The organism is Treponema peruense (assembly GCF_016117655.1).
GTDB classification, from domain to species: domain Bacteria; phylum Spirochaetota; class Spirochaetia; order Treponematales; family Treponemataceae; genus Treponema_D; species Treponema_D peruense.
Map to the genome: position 1 here is coordinate 1,990,082 of NZ_CP064936.1, position 16,431 is coordinate 2,006,512.

The window sequence follows — 16,431 nt, forward strand, 5'->3', positions numbered from 1 at the left end:
AACCTACTATGTCAATAGGTTTTTGTAGTTTTTATTCATAAAATTTCCAATTCTTTTGTTTGATTTCTTTCTTCCATAATTAGCGTAAAATAAATAAAAATTTATAAAAAAACGCTAATTATAGTATTTTTTATAAAAACAGGTTGAAAGTTTTATTTGAATGGTTTATAGTTAAAGAGGTCATTTAATATCGTTACTTAAACTAATTTATATCAAAGAGGTTGCAAAATGGTCCAGAAAGAAGAATGGAACGGATTTGAAGGAAGACTGTGGCGCGAAGAAGTAAATGTTCGCGACTTCATTCAGAACAACTACACACCTTATGACGGAGACAAGAGTTTCCTGGCAGGTCCAACCGAAGCTACAAACAAGCTTTGGGGCAAGCTTCAGGAACTTCAGGCCGAGGAACGCAAGAAGGGCGGAGTTCTCGACATGGATACAGACATTGTATCTGGCATCACGTCACATAAGCCCGGATACATCTCAGAGGACCTCAAGGGACTCGAAGCTGTTGTCGGACTTCAGACAGACAAGCCTCTCAAGAGAGCTTTCATGCCTTACGGCGGAATCAAGATGGCAGAAGAAGCCTGCGAACAGTACGGCTACAAGCCCAATCCTGAACTCCACAAGATTTTTACAGAGTATCACAAGACACACAACCAGGGTGTTTTTGATGCTTACACACCAGAGATTCGTGCAGCACGCAAGGCTCACATTCTTACAGGTTTGCCAGATACATACGGACGCGGACGCATCGTAGGAGACTACCGCCGTATCGCTCTTTATGGTATTGACTACCTTATCTCACAGAAGAAGTACGACCTTGCCAACATCGGCGACGGAACTATGACAGATGACGTTATTCGTCTTCGTGAAGAAGTTGCTGACCAGATTAAGGCTCTTGTACAGATGAAAGAAATGGCCGCTTCTTACGGATTCGACATTTCAAAGCCTGCAAAGAACGCACGCGAAGCATTCCAGTGGCTTTACTTCGGCTACCTGGCAGCTATCAAGACACAGAACGGTGCAGCTATGTCTGTAGGACGTATTTCTACATTCCTCGACATCTACATCGAGCGTGACCTTAAGGCCGGAATTCTTAACGAATCACAGGCTCAGGAACTCGTAGACCACATTGTTATGAAGTTCCGCATGGTAAAATTTGCACGCATCACTTCATACAACCAGCTCTTCTCAGGAGACCCGGTTTGGGCAACTCTCGAAGTAGCAGGTCTTGGACAGGACGGACGCTCAATGGTAACAAAGAACGACTTCCGTTTCCTGCACACTCTTGAGAACATGGGTCCTTCACCGGAGCCAAACCTTACAGTTCTCTATTCAAAGAGACTTCCAATCAACTTCCGCAAGTACGCTGCATACATTTCTGTAGCAACAAGTTCAATCCAGTACGAAAACGACGATGTTATGCGTCCAATCTGGGGCGATGACTACTCTATCTGCTGCTGCGTTTCTGCAACACAGACTGGAAAGGAAATGCAGTTCTTCGGAGCACGCGCAAACCTTGCAAAGGCTCTTCTTTACGCGCTCAACGGCGGTAAGGACGAAGGTCTTGTTCCGGGTATGCAGGTTGGACCGGCTTATGCACCTATCACAGCCGATGTTCTTAACTATGACGAAGTTATGGCAAAGTATGATCTCTACCTTGAATGGCTTGCAGACATCTACGTGAATACACTTAACCTTATTCACTACATGCACGACAAGTACTTCTACGAGGCAGCAGAGCTTTCTCTTATTGACACAGACGTTCGCCGCACATTTGCTACAGGTATTGCAGGATTCAGCCACGTTGTTGACTCACTCTCTGCCATTAAGTATGCAAAGGTTACAGCAATCCGCGAAACTGCAGAAGGCCCCACAAAGGGTCTCGTAAAGGACTTCAAGATTGAAGGTGACTTCCCGCGCTATGGTAACGACGATGACCGTGCAGACGACATCGCAATCTGGCTGCTCAAGACCTTTATGGCAAAGATCAAGAAGCACCACACATACCGCAATTCTGAACCTACAACATCTATCCTTACAATTACATCAAACGTTGTATACGGTAAGGCAACAGGTGCTCTTCCTGACGGACGTGCAGCCGGCGAGCCATTCTCACCGGGAGCAAACCCATCTTACGGCGCAGAAAAGAACGGACTTCTTGCTTCACTCAACTCTGTTGCAAAGGTTCCGTACGAGTATGCTCTTGACGGTATCTCTAACACCCAGACAATCAACCCGGGTGCACTGGGACACACAGATGAAGAGCGCGCAGACAAGCTCGTAACTGTTCTTGACGGATACTTCGAACAGGGTGCACACCACCTTAACGTAAACGTATTCGGAGTAGAAAAACTTCTTGATGCACAGGCTCACCCTGAAAAGCCTGAGTATGCTAACTTCACAATCCGTGTTTCAGGTTATGCAGTTAAGTTCATTAACCTTACCAAGGAACAGCAGGACGACGTTATTTCAAGAACTTGCCACGCCAGCCTGTAAGGAGACATATGACAGACAGTTCTGAAACATCAGGACAGTCTGTGTATGGTTACATTCACTCTACGGAATCATTCGGTTCCGTAGACGGGCCCGGAGTCAGATTCATTATATTTGTTTCCGGCTGCCCGCTCCGATGCAAGTACTGCCACAATCCCGACACCTGGAAAATGGAAGACGGAGAGCGCTTTACTTCTGACGAGATGCTTGCAAAAGCCCTCAGATACCGCCCGTATTGGAAAAATATTGGCGGTATTACTGTTTCTGGGGGTGAGCCTCTTTCCCAGATTGATTTTGTTTTGGATCTGTTTAAAAAGGCAAAGCAGAATAATGTAAACACATGCATAGACACGTCCGGCGGACCGTTTACAGCAGAAGGCCCCTGGTTTGAAAAGTTCCAGGAACTTATGAAATACACAGATCTTCTTCTTGTTGACATAAAGCATATCGACGAAGAATCCCATGTTGAACTTACCGGGCATACAGGAAAGAACATAAAGGAAATGTTCCGCTATCTTTCCGACACAAACAAGCCTATATGGATAAGGCACGTACTTGTTCCAGGAATTACCGACGATGACGGTGCGCTTGAGAGAACAAGGGACTTTATACGCACACTCAATAACGTAAAGCGCGTGGAAGTTCTTCCCTACCACACTCTGGGCAGAATGAAATACCAGAAAATGGGTATTCCGTACAGACTTGAAGGTGTAGATTCCCCAACCGCTGACCGACAGGCAAACGCAAGGGCAATTCTTGAGTGTGACAAATACACAGCCTGGGAAACCGAGTTTTTGAATTAAGAATAAAAATGTCTGTCTCATTCTTTTGGGACAGACATTTTTTTGTGAAAACCTTCACACTGATTTTAATTTATTTCCGTTTTTTACAAGTTTTTTTATTGAAATAATCTTAAATATTAACAGACACATCTCTTTATTTTCATATATAAAAACAAATTAGCATAACAAAAGCAGCATTAACCCACCATTTGCATAAAAAAAACAATATTACTAGTATTAGAACCGCAGTGCAAACAGGCACAGGCAAGGAGTAAACTTATGAAAATGAATTTAAAGGGAACAATTGCAGCTGTCGCATTGGTTTTTGGAATGTCAGCCGTTTCTGCAGAAGGTCTTTCTTTTGGCGGATACTTCCGCACGGGAGCTGCATTCAATCTTGACTCAGATGCATCTAAGGCAGAAGCTAAATATGCAGAAGGAAACTACTACGGCGGTGGAGACAGACTTCGCCTTAACATCGCTTATGATTCAGGCAGTGCAGGAGTAACATTCCGCTTCCAAAATGCCGCAACAGGTGCTTACTTCAGCGAAGATAACGTAAAGTGGGCAATGGGTTATGCAAAACTTTTTGACGGACTTGTAGTTGCAGAAGCAGGTATTCTTACAGACTCATACACAGGTTCTGACGGTTGGGAAGGATATGATTTCTCTGGCAGCAAGGGAATTGGTCTTGTTGTTCTTCCTGTAGAAGGACTTGCAATCCAGTCAACATTCCTTTTGGACGGAACTTATGCAGACGTTGGGGATCTTACACTCAACGCAAAATATACTGCAGACGGTTTTGCTGTAGCAGGCGGATACAAGTTCAGCGGTGAAGCTTTTGGTTATGTAGGAATTTCTGCTGTAGAAGATCTTTCTGCAGCATTCGAAGTAAAGTGGGTAAAAGACTCTACTCTTGACTTTGTAGAAGACATCGGATATTCATTCACAGATTCTTTCAGCGCAGGACTTCTTGCATACGAAAGACTCGGCGGTGATGACCCGGTATTTGAATTCAACCCGCACGCAATGTTTGGAATTGACGACACATTTGCAGTTTCTGCAGAAAGCTACATTACAGTTCCAACAGCAGAAGGAGAAGATGTAAGCTTTACTGTAACACCAGCCCTCTGGATAAGCGTACCAAAGGCAACAGTAAGCGTATTCTACACATTCAAAAAAGCCGGCGACACTACAACAAACGTTGCCGGTGCAGGTGTAAAAGTTGCTCTCTAATTCAAAAAATTAGATTACAAAATCGAGGCTGTCTGTAAGGGCAGTCTCTTTTTTTTTAAGCAGATTTATTCTATACTGTCTGAATGGAAAATATCACAAATAATGAAATTGTAATTTATACAGACGGTGGTTGCAGCGGAAACCCGGGGCCGGGCGGCTGGGGATGCGTAATTCTTGACGGTACAAAAGAAACAACTCTTTCGGGAGGGGAATCGCCCACTACAAACAACAGAATGGAACTTACAGCGGCAATAAGTGCTTTAAGGGCAGTATGCGACAGTCCCGAATTAAAATGCCGCCCGGTTTGCGTCTACTCTGACAGTCAGTATGTTAAAAACGGAATTACTTCGTGGATAAAAAACTGGAAAAAAAACGGCTGGAAAACTGCCGCCAAAAAGAGTGTTCTTAACAAAGATCTTTGGGAAGAACTGGACATTTTATTCAACTCGCTTTCTGTAGAATGGAAATGGGTCAAAGGCCACGCCGGAATAAAATACAACGAAATATGCGACAGTCTTTGTCAGGAAGAGATTCACAAAAGAATGTAAATAAGAATAATCTGTCTTCGGGCAGATTATTCTTATTATAAAAAATGGCGCCTATCTTAAAGACGCCACCCTTTTGCAGACTAAAAGAATGCTCTAAAGTTCTTCGGCCCTAACCGCGAACATTTTTATTCCCTCGCTCTTGAACTTTTTTTTGACACTGGCAATTACAGCCTTTGCAACAGGAAGTTCGCTGTCCTCTATGTAGCTTATAAGAACAAAATTTGTTTCGGGCCATGTAGTGGTTCCAAGCTTTCTGTCAGCACCGCCGCGCCCGTAAACAAGCGGAACAGTTGTATAAAGAATGTGCGGCAGATTTTCTTCAAGTGCACCCGTTATTTCTTCTTCTACCGATTTATTCGAAATTATTTCAATCCTGTACATTTTTTCTCCCTAAAATATCAGCCGGAATTTCAACTACAACACCGCTTTTTTCTGTCTTTTTTTCCTTCATGATAAGTGAATACAAAACAGGAATAAAGAACAGAGTAACAAATGTAGAACTCGTAAGTCCTCCTACTACGGCAACACCAATCGGCTGAACCATTCCGGCACTTCCGCTTGTGGCAAAGCACATAGGAATCATTCCAAGAATTGTCGTAAGAGTTGTCATGAGAACCGGGCGCAAACGGCTGCATCCTGCTTCAAGACATGCTTCCTTTTTCTTCATTCCGCGGTCAACCAGAAGGTTTGTGTAGTCAACAAGAATAATTCCGTTGTTAACGACTATTCCGACAAGCATAATAAGACCGATTGCACTCATCATCGAGATAGGCTGGTTTGTAAGCTTGTAAATTGCAACGACACCTATAATCAGGAACGGAATGGTTGTAAGGTTGATTATCGGAGCCTTAAAGCTTTCGTAAGTTGCAGCCATTACTCCGAATACCAGAATAATTGCCATAACGATAATCAGAAGATATGTCTTTGCCTGACTTTGCATGTCCTGCCATGAGCCTTCATAACTTACCGTTACGCCTTCGGGAATTACAAACGATTCTGCAATTCCGTCTTTAATCATATCTTCCACAACATTTGCATTCTTTTCAGAAATAATGTTTGCAGTTACGTGAACAATTCTTGTGCGGTTTTCATGAGAGATTGTTACAGGTCCAAGCCCCTTGACTACTTTTGCAAAGTTCGCAACGCTTACAAGACCGTTTGTTCCGGATACATAAATCTGTTCAAGGTCAATTACGTTACTTCTGTCTTCGGGACGCAACATTACGTATACAGTATAATCTTCGCCGTCCTGTCTGTAAACTGTGCTGGCAGTTCCTTCTATGCTGGCGTTTATTTCATTTGCAACAGTGTAAACGTTAACGCCAAAGTTGTAGGCACGCTGGCGGTCTATTTCTATTTCTACCTGCGGAAGTCCTTCGTTTGTGTCTATGGAAGGTTCGCCTATGTCAGGAATGCTGCTCATTACGTCAGACACTTTTTTTGCAACCTCAAGTGCATTGTCCAGACTGGAAGAACGGATTGCAATGTCAAGATCGTCTCCTGTCATCTGTCTGCCCATTCCCTGTCCAAACGAGAATGTTACATCGGTAAAGTCGGCAAAATGTTTTCTGAGCTTATTCTGAATTGTAACATCATTGTCTATCTGTTTGTCACTTTCGGGAAGCTGAATCTGAATGGAGCCGCTGTAAGACGAACCGCTTCTTCCGCCCGAACCGACTGTTGTAATAAGAGTTTTGTAACCTTCAATTTCGGACTCGATAATATGCTGGAACTGTTTTACAACTGCTGTAGTTTCGTCAAGCGTTGTTCCGACAGGAAGAGTCATTTTTACGGTAACGCTGTCATCGTGTCCTCCGGGCATCATGTTAATGCGCATAGTCGGAATAAGCATAAAGCTTGCAACAAGTGCCGTTGCACATACAATTACAGTTACTGCCCTGTGGTTAAGAGCGGCTTTTAGAATTTTTCTGTAAACGCGGTCAATTGCACTCTGGCATGAATTAAAGAATCCGTAGAGCTTGATAAGAAATTTGTTTTTAACCGGCTTTTCGCTTCTATTCGTAAGTGGAAGGAAATGGCCTGCAAGAACAGGAACCAGAAAAATTGCAACAAAAAGACTGCTTACGAGAGCAATAACAATTGTAAAAATAATGCCCTTGAACATCTGTCCCATAAAGCCAAGATCTTTCATAAAAAGAAGGAAAGGAACAAATACGCAGATTGTCGTAAGGTTTCCCGAGATTACGGAACTTATCATTTCCTGGCTTCCAAGAATAGCTGCAATTCTTGGCTTGGCTCCCCTTGAGCGGTAGGAATAAATGTTGTCTATCATAACAATTGACGCATCAACAATCATTCCTACACCAAGAATAAGTCCGGTAAGGGTCATCATATTCAGTGTAATTCCAGCAAGGTTCATACACAGAAGTGTTATGATAATTGAAAGCGGAATTGAAATTGCAATAATAATTGTTGTCTTGAAAGAACACAGGAATATGTAAAGTATAATTACAGCAAGTACAAGTCCCTGCCAGGCGCTGTCCAAAAGCGTTGCAATTGTATCACGTATTCCTTCAGTATCGTCACGGATTATTTCAAGAGAAATGTCTTCGGGAAGAGTGCGTTCAAGTTCGTCAATTTTTTGGTAAACTGCATCGGCTACAGTAACACTGTTTTCTCCGGACTGCTTTGTTATTGAAACATACACACCGGGAAGACCGTTTATGTAAACTATGCTGGATGCATCTTTGTACCCCATGTAGGCGCGTCCAATGTCAGAAAGTTTTACATCATAGCCGTTTACTGTTTTTACAACAGTATTGCTTATTTCATCAATGTCAGAATATTCGCCGGTTGTTCTAATTGAATAGTCCGTTTTTCCTTCAGTAATTGTTCCGCCGCCGAGTTCTATATTCTGCTTGGCAAGGGTAGAAGAAACGCCGCTTAAAGTAAGGCCGTAAGCCTGAAGTCTGTTCTGGTCAAGTTCAACGCGCACAATCTGTTCGCGGCCACCCATTGTATTTGCTTCCCCTACACCGTTTGCCTGCTCAAGAACATCTACAATGTTGTCGTCCGCAATTTTTTTAAGTTCATCTACAGAACGGTTTCCGCGGACGGCAATGCGCATGATAGGCATACTGTTACTGTCCATTTTCATGATTGTAGGTGTAACATCGTCGGGAAGACTTCTTGTAACGCGGTCAAGTTTGTCACGCACGTCATTTGTAGCAATGTCCAAATCTGTTCCGTAGTTGAATTCAAGCGAAACAACACAACGTCCTTCAGAAGAACTCGAAGTAATATTCTTTAAATTGCTCAGACTTACAAGCGCATTTTCTATAGGTGTCGTAACTGATTTTTCTACTGACTCAGGGCCGGCGTTTGTATATGAAGCCATAACCATAAGATAAGGCATGTCAACATCAGGCATAAGGCTGATCGAAGTTCTGCTTAAGGTAAATATTCCGGTAAGGCCCAGAAGAATAAAAACCATCAGCGTAAGAATCGGGTGCCGGAGAGTCTTTTCACTAACCATTATTCTGCCTCCGTCTTTTGAATATCTTTAATCAAAGCGCCGTCGTAAAGAAGTCTTATTCCTTCTACAACAACACGCTCGCCTTCTTCTATTCCGGAAAGAACCTGAACCGTATTGTCTACGGAATGTCCCAGTGTTACTTCGCGCTTTGAAACTGTTGTTCCGTCTGATGATGCAACATACAGAATATTTGTTCCGTCAAGTTCAATAACTGCACTTTCGGGAACAGTAATATAACCTTCGTAAAGAATTGTGTTCAGCTTTACTTTTGCAAACATTCCTGCGTTTATTCTTTCATCTTTTTCATCAAAGACCATTATGATTTCTTTTGTGCGGCTTTTGGGGTCAACAACAGGTGAAATGTTAACCACGCTCGCGCTGAACACTGTGTCGGAGTAAGCTTCTACTGTTACATCTGCGTGAAGGCCTTTTTTAAGTGCAGCAACATAGCGTTCAGGAATCTTTGATGTAATCTGAAGGTTTTTTACATCGCCTATTACAGTCAGCGCAGTCGAAGTAGAAACCTTTGCTCCAACTTCAAGCGGAGTGGAAGAAATTGTTCCCGAGATAGGTGCATAAACCGGACTGTTTGTAAACTGGGAACCAGGAACAGAAGGATCTACTTCTGCAATTACGTCGCCCTTCTTTACATGGGAGCCGAGCGAAACATAAACTTTTGCAATCTTTCCGCCAATGTCGGGGTAAACTTCTACAGAATTGCGGCTTTCGATTTCACCGTTTGTAAGGACATAATCCTGCAGTGCGTTAAGATGAGCTGTCTGGGTTCTGACCGTAACAGCAGTCCTTTCTGACTGACCGCCGTTCATTCCTTTAAAATCGGAACCGGATTTTCCGACAACCTTAACATAGATAAATGTTCCCGCAAGAACAACAGCACAGACTGCAACAACAAATACGCTTTTTCTGATTTTCATTTTTCACATCCTATAAAAAAATCTATACAATTATTCAGCAAGTAATGTACCGAACGGAACTCCAAGCAGGTTTTCAAGATCAAGAACGGCGCACACAAGATTGTATGCTTCCGAAAGAAGATTGAGTTTTGACTCCAGCAGGTTGTCATGTGACGTCTGGAGTGTAAGCAGATCTTTTGTTCCATGATTATATGCATCTCTCGTCATATCGTAAGTAGACTGGGAAAGCTCAATTGAACTTCTTCGCATTTCCATGTTTGCAAGCGACTGGTTGATTTTGTTCATATAAGTTTGTGCGTCCACCCTGAATTCAGAACGTGCATTTTCAAGCTGGATTTCCAGATCGGCAACAGTATCTTTTTTTGACGCAATTGACTGCGCGCCCGAAGACCACGGCAAAAATCCGTCAAGCGGAATTGAAGCGCCCAGAGAAATACTTCCTGGTGAGTCAAAGGAAATTTCATCTTTTGCGCCGTTTGCATTTGTTGCGCTGTATGTGTAGGAAGCACTCAGCGACGGTCCCCACGCGGCAAGTCTTGAAGCGTTGACTGCATTCTGCGCAATTTCGAGCTGCTTTTCCAAAGATGCAATTGTGTAAGACTCAGGGGTAACGCCGGAAGCATCCACTTCTGTAACAGCCATTATTCTGTCAAAGCTGCCCGAAAGTTCAATCTGCGTGTCCTGCGGAATACCAATCACCTGTTTGAATTCTGCAAGTGCGTTATCAAGAGAAGTTTTGAGCGTGTCCAGTTCAAGCTGTTCATTCTGGTAGGTAACCTGCGCACTCAGAACATCAAGTTTTGACAAAGTGCCGCGGTTAAACTTTGAAAGGTTTGACTCGTACTGGCTCTTTGCAGTCTCAAGACTTTTTTGCTTGAGCTTTACATTTTCTTCCTGGTACAAAATTGAATAGAAAGATTTTCTAACAGCAAGTTCAACACTTCTTAAAGTTTCGTCATAAGTCATCTGCTGCTTTTCGTAATTAAGGCAGGCGTTTTTTACAGTAGTATAAATTGAAGGAGCAAGATTTACCTTTACCGACCCCGAAAGTGAAAGTGCATTTTTGTCGGAATCCAAAGGCATTGTAACACTTGCACTTCCGTTGATTGTAGGGCTCACTGAATTCCACGAAGTTCCTGCCGCGCGTTCTGCCGAATCCAAAGAAATTCTTCCGCGTTTTACGGAAACATTTTCTTCAAGTGCTTTACTGACAGCTTCTTCTATTCCAAGTGCAACAGGTTGTGCAAAAACATTTGCTGCTGACAAAAACACAGCCAAAAACAAAACCGCTGATTTTTTCATAAATAATTCCTCTTTCTAGAAAACCGACATTCTCTTCTATAATACAATAGTATAATAAACCCGTCACAGGAAAATTACTGTTATTATGGTAAAATTTTCTGTTAACCGGGTAAATTTTACGTTAGATTTATTTCTTTTCAAAAGATACTTAAGTTTCGCATAAGATTCAGAATACGCAAATATACGTGCACGAATGCCGTGTAATGCCGCAGTACGTTGAATTTTATGTAAAAAAAATGTAAACTAAAAGAACTATGGATTTAATCAAGAAACTCGAAGACCTTTCAAAGCGCTATTCAGAAGTAACCGAAATGGTTGCAGATCCTGACCTTATAAAAGACCAGACCAGATACAAAGACACAATGCGCGAACACCAGCACTTGAGCGAACTTATGTCTCTCTATGACGAATACAAAAAAACACTTTCGGGAATAGAAGAAAGCACCCGTCTCATAACAGAAGAAGACGACCATGACATGAAAGAGCTGGCCCGTGAGGAACTCAAGGAACTTGAAGAAAAAAAGCCAAAGCTCGAAGAACAGATAAAACTCAAGCTCATTCCGCCTGACCCTCTTGATGAAAAAAATATTATTCTTGAAATACGCGGCGGAGTCGGCGGTGACGAAGCAAGTCTTTTTGTAAGGGACGTCTGGGAAATGTACTGCCACCTTGCAGAAATGAAAGGATGGAAGTACGAAGTAATGAACAGCCAGCCCACAGAAGTCGGCGGATTCAAAGAAATTGTAACTTCAATAAGCGGCAAATTTGTTTACGGAACACTCCGCTGGGAAGGCGGCGTTCACAGAGTACAGCGCGTTCCCTCTACAGAAGCACAGGGAAGAATCCACACAAGTACAATAACAGTAGCCGTTCTTCCCGAAGCAGAAGACACAGAAATCGTAATAAAACCCGAAGACGTGCGTGTAGACGTAATGCGCGCGGGCGGACCGGGAGGACAGTGCGTTAACACAACAGACTCTGCCGTTCGCCTTACGCATATTCCCACCGGACTTGTTGTTATTCAGCAGGATGAAAAAAGCCAGATAAAAAACAAGGCAAAGGCATTCCGCGTTCTTAGGGCAAGACTTTTTGACCTCGAAGAAAGCAAGAAAAATGCAGAACGTTCGGCCGCAAGAAAAAACATGGTCGGTTCCGGTGACAGAAGCGAAAGAATCCGCACGTACAATTTTCCGCAGAACAGAGTTACAGACCACCGCATAAACTTTACGATATACAAACTTGACCAGTTTATGATGGGCTACATGGACGAAATGCTTGACGCGCTCAACGTATATGCAAAAGAAGAGCAGTTCAAAGACGTAAGCGAACTTTCAGAAAACTGATGAATATAAACCAGGCAAGGCAGGAAGGACAAAAACTTCTTGCGCAAAGCCCTACCCCTGTTTTGGACACCGACTGCATTCTTGAAAGTGTGCTTGAAAAAGACAAAACCTACATTCTCTTTAACCGTGACGATGAACTTACACAAGAGCAGCAGGATTCTTTTTTTGACGGAATAAAAAAACGCGCACAGGGACTGCCGGTTGCCTACATTACAGGACACAAGGAATTCTACGGAATTGATTTCTTTGTAACACCCGACGTTCTTATTCCAAAACCTGACACCGAAGTTCTTGTAGAAGAAGCAGCCGGAATAATACGCGCACAGTTAAAAAACATCGGTACGGTAAGAGTCTGCGATATGTGTACCGGAAGCGGGTGCATAGGCATCTCTGTCCTTAAGGAATGTCTTGTTCCGGGACTGCCGGCCGGAACACGTCTTGAGTTTACAATGGCCGACATAAGCACAGCCGCGCTTGATATTGCAAAAAAAAATGCGCTCAATATTCTGGGAAAAGAAACGTTCAGTAAAATAACATTTGTGCGCGGCGATCTTTTTGAAAATATTTCCGGCCGGTTCAATGTAATTCTGTCCAATCCGCCTTACATACCAAAAGCACTTGTTCCAGTCCTTCTTGCCGACGGACGCAGCGAACCTTCACTTGCACTTGACGGAGACGCCGCAGAAAAAAGCAGTGACGGCCTTGGAATAGTCAGAAGACTTGTACCGCAGGCAGCATCCCATCTTGCCCCAGGCGGAATTCTTCTTATAGAAACCGGCGAGTACAACGCACAGGACGCAGAACTTGTCTTTAAAAAAGAAGGCTTTAAGGACACGCGCATAATTTACGATCTTTCTGGAATGATGCGCGATGTCTTTGGCAGAATCTAGCGCTGCTTTTTGAACCTGTTCATTTCTATCTGACGCTGCTTGGACTTTTCTTTGTTCTGTTCGCGCAGTTCGGTTTCTTTCTTTGACTTTTTGCGTTCAGTTGTGTCCCATTCAACAGGAACAGAGCGTTTTTCAATGTCCGGAATCCTTAAAAATGTAAGACAGTTTGCCGCATGAACGGTAATTCCCCTGTTGCGCGAAATGTACCCCACAATCGGATCCCCCGGCTTTGGTTTGCAACACTGTGCCATTGTTACAAGAAAGTTTGTCGTGTTTTCTATTACAACGCGGCCTGTATAATCGGTCTTTTGAGAAACATTTTTCTTCTTTTTTTCTTCGCGCAGTTTTTCTGCAACCTGCTTTGAATGAAGTGTATTTGCAGCAATTTCTGCCTCGCGCCTTTCCAATGCATCTTTGTCAATAAAAGTCGGGTCGTTTTCTGCAAGCCATGAATGTATCTTCTGTCTTGCTTTGGAAGTTTTTACGGCCTTGTACTGTGCCTGCGTCGGATGTGCCTGCGGGTTGGTGAGTACTTCAATTATCTGCGTGTTTTTGAGCGGTGCCGTAAGCGGAATTATTTTTCCGTCTGCCTTTGCCCCTACAACTTTTTCGCCTATTCCGGAATGAATCGCGTATGCAAAGTCAATTGCGTTTGCTCCGGCCGGAAGTTCCTTGACGTCGCCCTTCGGAGTAAATACATAAATCGAGTCTCCCAGAAGCTCATTTTTGAGTTCACTGAAGAAACTTTCATTGCTTAAGTCTTCGTCCCTCAAAGCCCTGAGCTGGTTTATGATACTCAAGTCTTCGGCCTTTACAAGATCACGGTTTGTTCCCTTTTTGTACAGCCAGTGGGACGCAACACCGTGTTCGGCAACATTGTGCATTTCCTGCGTGCGTATCTGGATTTCAAGCGGCTTTCCGTCACACATTACGGTTGTATGAAGTGACTGGTAACCGTTCGCCTTTGGCATGGCAATGTAGTCCTTGAACCTGCCTTCCATCGGTTTCCAGAGACCATGCACAATTCCTATAAGCGTGTAGCATTCAGCGTTTGTCTGACAGATAATTCTTAACGCAAAAAGGTCAAAAAGTTCACCGGGCTCTTTGTTGCGCTTTCTCATTTTCTGATATATTGAATAAAAGTGCTTGGCGCGGCTGGTTATTGAAACAGATATTCCTGCCTTTTCTGTTGCCGTATAAATCTTTTTTACAGCCTTGTCCAGGTATTCTGCGCGCTCGGCTTTTTTTTGCGCAACAATTGTTTTAATCTGCTGGAATGCCGCCGGATTTGAATACTTGAGGCTCAAATCTTCCATCTCGCTCTTTACGTCTGACATACCAAGACGGCTTGCAAGCGGACACCAAATGTCTATAACTTCTTTTGCAACTGCACGCTGTGCTTCGGGACTTACCGACTTTAAATTTCTCATGCGGTCAAGGCGGTCGGCCAGTTTTACGAGAATAACCCTTATGTCATCGACCATGGCAAAGAGCATTTTGCGAATATTGTCTGCTTCCTGGATTGAAGAACTCTTTATTTTAAGACCGGTGATTTTTGCCGTACCGCTGCAGATTACAGACACATCCTTACCGAACTTTTCTTCTATTTCTGAAAGGCACTCCGAATCTACTTCCAGAATATTGTGGAATAAACCCGCGATGATGCAGTCAGCGCCAAGATTTTTTTCGGCAAGAACGCGGGCAACTCTCATCGGATGCAGGCAATAGGGCTTACCGCATTTGCGTTTGAGACTGCCGGTTTTTTCTATAAGAAAACTCCATGCAGCGCGTATTTTCTGTTCTTCCTGCTGTGTATAGCTTTCAGGAAAGTCCCTGAAAAAATTATTAATTAATTCGTCAGGATCAGTAACAAGATTAATCGGATCCAATTCAGCCATTTTTCCCTCTCAAAAAATTCAAAGACTGTTCCACCAGCCAAAGTCAATCAGCGGCCGTTATCCCTGAAGCGGCCTTCAACATAACCTTCATCCTTTATTCTTACAAGAGATGCACTTGCAATTTCTTCTGCAGTATAAATTACGCACGGGTGACCGTCGCAAACCCAGTTGTATGTTTCACCGTTTTCGGGATTGACCAGCAGAAAGTCCTTTGAACAGAGCTTTTTTGCCACGCAGTCAGGGGAAACAACTTCAAGTTCTGAATCTTTTTGAATCATATTGAGTGCCTTGAGCGGGTACATTTTCCACCCTTCGCGCTCTTCAATTCCTTCAAGGTATTTGTCGGGATTCGCGGCCGTGCGTTTGTCAAAGGCAGCCCGCGCTTCCTGACACATAGCATCGTATGCGGTTTTTCTTGAGTCCCTCAGGAATTTTCCTTTTTTAAGGACAGCATTTTCTTCTTCCTTACAAAGAGGCTTTCCAAGTTCAGCACAAAGCTGGTAGGGACTGTCTGTTGCACCGCTTACCGTAACATCTGCATCTGACCTTCCGTAGTAAAAGCCTGTTCCGAAAGGTCTGTGGCTTACCTTGTACAGTTCAGAAACAAAAGGTTCTGCTTCTTTCTGCGTAATTTTTCCTTCAAGGGCATCCAGTGCCTTTCTGTATGCGCGCGTAATAAGGGCAACGTAATAAACGCTTTTCATGCGGCCTTCAATCTTAAGACTGTCAACACCGGCTTTTTTAAGGTCTGACAGATGGTCAATCATGCACAAATCTTTTGAAGACAGAACTGCAGTAAAATTTTCGCCTTCGTAAACAGGAAAATATTCGTCAGGCCTCTTGTGTTCGCGAAGATAAAGTGCACCGCTCTGTGCAAGTTCGGAAGGTTTTACCATTACATCATAGTCCCAGCGGCATGTATGCGAACAAAAACCTTCCTGGGCACTGCGTCCGTTAAGATAGGCACTCATAAGACAGCGGCCGGCATAGGCAATACACATTGCACCGTGAACAAAACATTCAATTTCCATATCCGGAACAGCATCTTTTATCTCTGCAATTTCAGAAAGAGAAGCTTCACGTCCCATGACTACGCGCGAAAATCCCAGCGATTTGTACATCTTTACGGCTTCGCGGTTCATGCAGCTGGCCTGTGTAGAAAGATGCAGCTGTGCGTTGGGGAAATGCTTTTGCAGAATGGGAACGATTCCAAGATCCTGAACAATAAACGCGTCTATTGGATACTGTTTAAAATAAGGAATATCTTTTATAAAGCGGTCTATTTCGTTGTTATGGAAAGAAATATTCAGAGCACAGTGAAGTCTGCGTCCGGGAAATTCATTTTTAAGCTGAATAACCTTACTGTATTCGTCCTCGTAAAAATTGTCGGCCTTTACACGAAGCGAAAAGTTTTTTAAGCCGATGTAGGCCGCGTCTGCACCGTAAGCATAGCAGTATCTGAGTTTATCGATATTTCCGGCAGGAGAAAGCAGCTCCATATA

The 16,431-nt window shown here is 43.4% G+C and carries 12 protein-coding genes; 6 read left to right on the forward strand and 6 right to left on the reverse strand.

Going from position 1 to position 16,431, the window contains the following annotated elements; genetic code table 11:
* Positions 1 to 228 precede the first annotated feature (228 nt).
* The 4 genes from pflB to rnhA all read left to right on the forward strand — a co-directional run bounded on the left by pflB (position 229) and on the right by rnhA (position 5,065).
* Positions 229 to 2,502, forward strand: a complete 2,274-nt coding sequence (gene pflB, locus IWA51_RS09125) for a formate C-acetyltransferase (RefSeq protein ID WP_177527617.1) — start codon at positions 229 to 231, stop codon at positions 2,500 to 2,502.
* An 8-nt stretch (positions 2,503 to 2,510) separates the two neighbouring features.
* Positions 2,511 to 3,302 carry a pyruvate formate-lyase-activating protein gene (gene pflA, locus IWA51_RS09130; protein WP_230402642.1) on the forward strand — a complete coding sequence of 264 codons (792 nt, stop codon included), beginning with the start codon at positions 2,511 to 2,513 and terminating at the stop codon, positions 3,300 to 3,302.
* Positions 3,303 to 3,560: 258 nt separating this feature from the next.
* Positions 3,561 to 4,517, forward strand: coding sequence for a hypothetical protein (locus IWA51_RS09135; protein WP_198442177.1), 957 nt, complete (start codon positions 3,561 to 3,563; stop codon positions 4,515 to 4,517).
* A gap of 83 nt (positions 4,518 to 4,600) precedes the next feature.
* Positions 4,601 to 5,065, forward strand: coding sequence for a ribonuclease HI (gene rnhA, locus IWA51_RS09140; protein ID WP_177527619.1), 465 nt, complete (start codon positions 4,601 to 4,603; stop codon positions 5,063 to 5,065).
* Between the two features lie 93 nt (positions 5,066 to 5,158).
* Here the strand turns inward: rnhA and IWA51_RS09145 are convergent, their stop codons facing one another.
* The 4 genes from IWA51_RS09145 to IWA51_RS09160 are packed head-to-tail and all read right to left on the reverse strand — an operon-like array spanning position 5,159 to position 10,798.
* The gene (locus IWA51_RS09145) at positions 5,159 to 5,446 is read right to left on the reverse strand and encodes a PG0541 family transporter-associated protein (protein ID WP_177527620.1); all 288 of its coding nucleotides are present in this window, start codon (positions 5,444 to 5,446) and stop codon (positions 5,159 to 5,161) included.
* Entirely contained in the window at positions 5,433 to 8,561 is a 3,129-nt protein-coding gene (locus IWA51_RS09150) for an efflux RND transporter permease subunit (RefSeq protein WP_198442178.1), read from the reverse strand. The genes IWA51_RS09145 and IWA51_RS09150 overlap by 14 nt, the downstream gene beginning before the upstream one ends.
* The gene (locus IWA51_RS09155) at positions 8,561 to 9,496 is read right to left on the reverse strand and encodes an efflux RND transporter periplasmic adaptor subunit (protein ID WP_198442179.1); all 936 of its coding nucleotides are present in this window, start codon (positions 9,494 to 9,496) and stop codon (positions 8,561 to 8,563) included. Before IWA51_RS09155 ends, IWA51_RS09150 begins: the two co-directional genes overlap by 1 nt.
* A gap of 30 nt (positions 9,497 to 9,526) precedes the next feature.
* Entirely contained in the window at positions 9,527 to 10,798 is a 1,272-nt protein-coding gene (locus tag IWA51_RS09160) for a TolC family protein (RefSeq protein ID WP_177527623.1), read from the reverse strand.
* Between the two features lie 254 nt (positions 10,799 to 11,052).
* Between IWA51_RS09160 and prfA the strand changes: the two genes are divergently transcribed.
* The gene (gene prfA / locus IWA51_RS09165; protein ID WP_198442180.1) at positions 11,053 to 12,141 is read left to right on the forward strand and encodes a peptide chain release factor 1; all 1,089 of its coding nucleotides are present in this window, start codon (positions 11,053 to 11,055) and stop codon (positions 12,139 to 12,141) included.
* Positions 12,141 to 13,031 carry a peptide chain release factor N(5)-glutamine methyltransferase gene (prmC, locus tag IWA51_RS09170; RefSeq protein ID WP_198442181.1) on the forward strand — a complete coding sequence of 297 codons (891 nt, stop codon included), beginning with the start codon at positions 12,141 to 12,143 and terminating at the stop codon, positions 13,029 to 13,031. Before prfA ends, prmC begins: the two co-directional genes overlap by 1 nt.
* Here prmC and IWA51_RS09175 read toward each other — a convergent pair.
* Together IWA51_RS09175 and IWA51_RS09180 are read right to left on the reverse strand one after the other, a co-directional pair.
* The gene (locus IWA51_RS09175; RefSeq protein ID WP_198442182.1) at positions 13,028 to 14,929 is read right to left on the reverse strand and encodes a RelA/SpoT family protein; all 1,902 of its coding nucleotides are present in this window, start codon (positions 14,927 to 14,929) and stop codon (positions 13,028 to 13,030) included. The two genes, prmC and IWA51_RS09175, sit on opposite strands and share 4 nt — an antisense overlap.
* Before the next feature lie 47 nt (positions 14,930 to 14,976).
* Positions 14,977 to 16,428 carry a peptidase U32 family protein gene (locus tag IWA51_RS09180; protein WP_198442183.1) on the reverse strand — a complete coding sequence of 484 codons (1,452 nt, stop codon included), beginning with the start codon at positions 16,426 to 16,428 and terminating at the stop codon, positions 14,977 to 14,979.
* Positions 16,429 to 16,431 lie beyond the last annotated feature (3 nt).

Bases quoted from the DNA above. Each gene is read 5' to 3' on its own strand.
- pflB (WP_177527617.1), top strand. From the start codon at position 229: ATGGTCCAGAAAGAAGAATGGAACGGATTTGAAGGAAGACTGTGGCGC.
- pflA (WP_230402642.1), top strand. From the start codon at position 2,511: ATGACAGACAGTTCTGAAACATCAGGACAGTCTGTGTATGGTTACATT.
- IWA51_RS09135 (WP_198442177.1), top strand. From the start codon at position 3,561: ATGAAAATGAATTTAAAGGGAACAATTGCAGCTGTCGCATTGGTTTTT.
- rnhA (WP_177527619.1), top strand. From the start codon at position 4,601: ATGGAAAATATCACAAATAATGAAATTGTAATTTATACAGACGGTGGT.
- IWA51_RS09145 (WP_177527620.1), bottom strand. From the start codon at position 5,446: ATGTACAGGATTGAAATAATTTCGAATAAATCGGTAGAAGAAGAAATA.
- IWA51_RS09150 (WP_198442178.1), bottom strand. From the start codon at position 8,561: ATGGTTAGTGAAAAGACTCTCCGGCACCCGATTCTTACGCTGATGGTT.
- IWA51_RS09155 (WP_198442179.1), bottom strand. From the start codon at position 9,496: ATGAAAATCAGAAAAAGCGTATTTGTTGTTGCAGTCTGTGCTGTTGTT.
- IWA51_RS09160 (WP_177527623.1), bottom strand. From the start codon at position 10,798: ATGAAAAAATCAGCGGTTTTGTTTTTGGCTGTGTTTTTGTCAGCAGCA.
- prfA (WP_198442180.1), top strand. From the start codon at position 11,053: ATGGATTTAATCAAGAAACTCGAAGACCTTTCAAAGCGCTATTCAGAA.
- prmC (WP_198442181.1), top strand. From the start codon at position 12,141: ATGAATATAAACCAGGCAAGGCAGGAAGGACAAAAACTTCTTGCGCAA.
- IWA51_RS09175 (WP_198442182.1), bottom strand. From the start codon at position 14,929: ATGGCTGAATTGGATCCGATTAATCTTGTTACTGATCCTGACGAATTA.
- IWA51_RS09180 (WP_198442183.1), bottom strand. From the start codon at position 16,428: ATGGAGCTGCTTTCTCCTGCCGGAAATATCGATAAACTCAGATACTGC.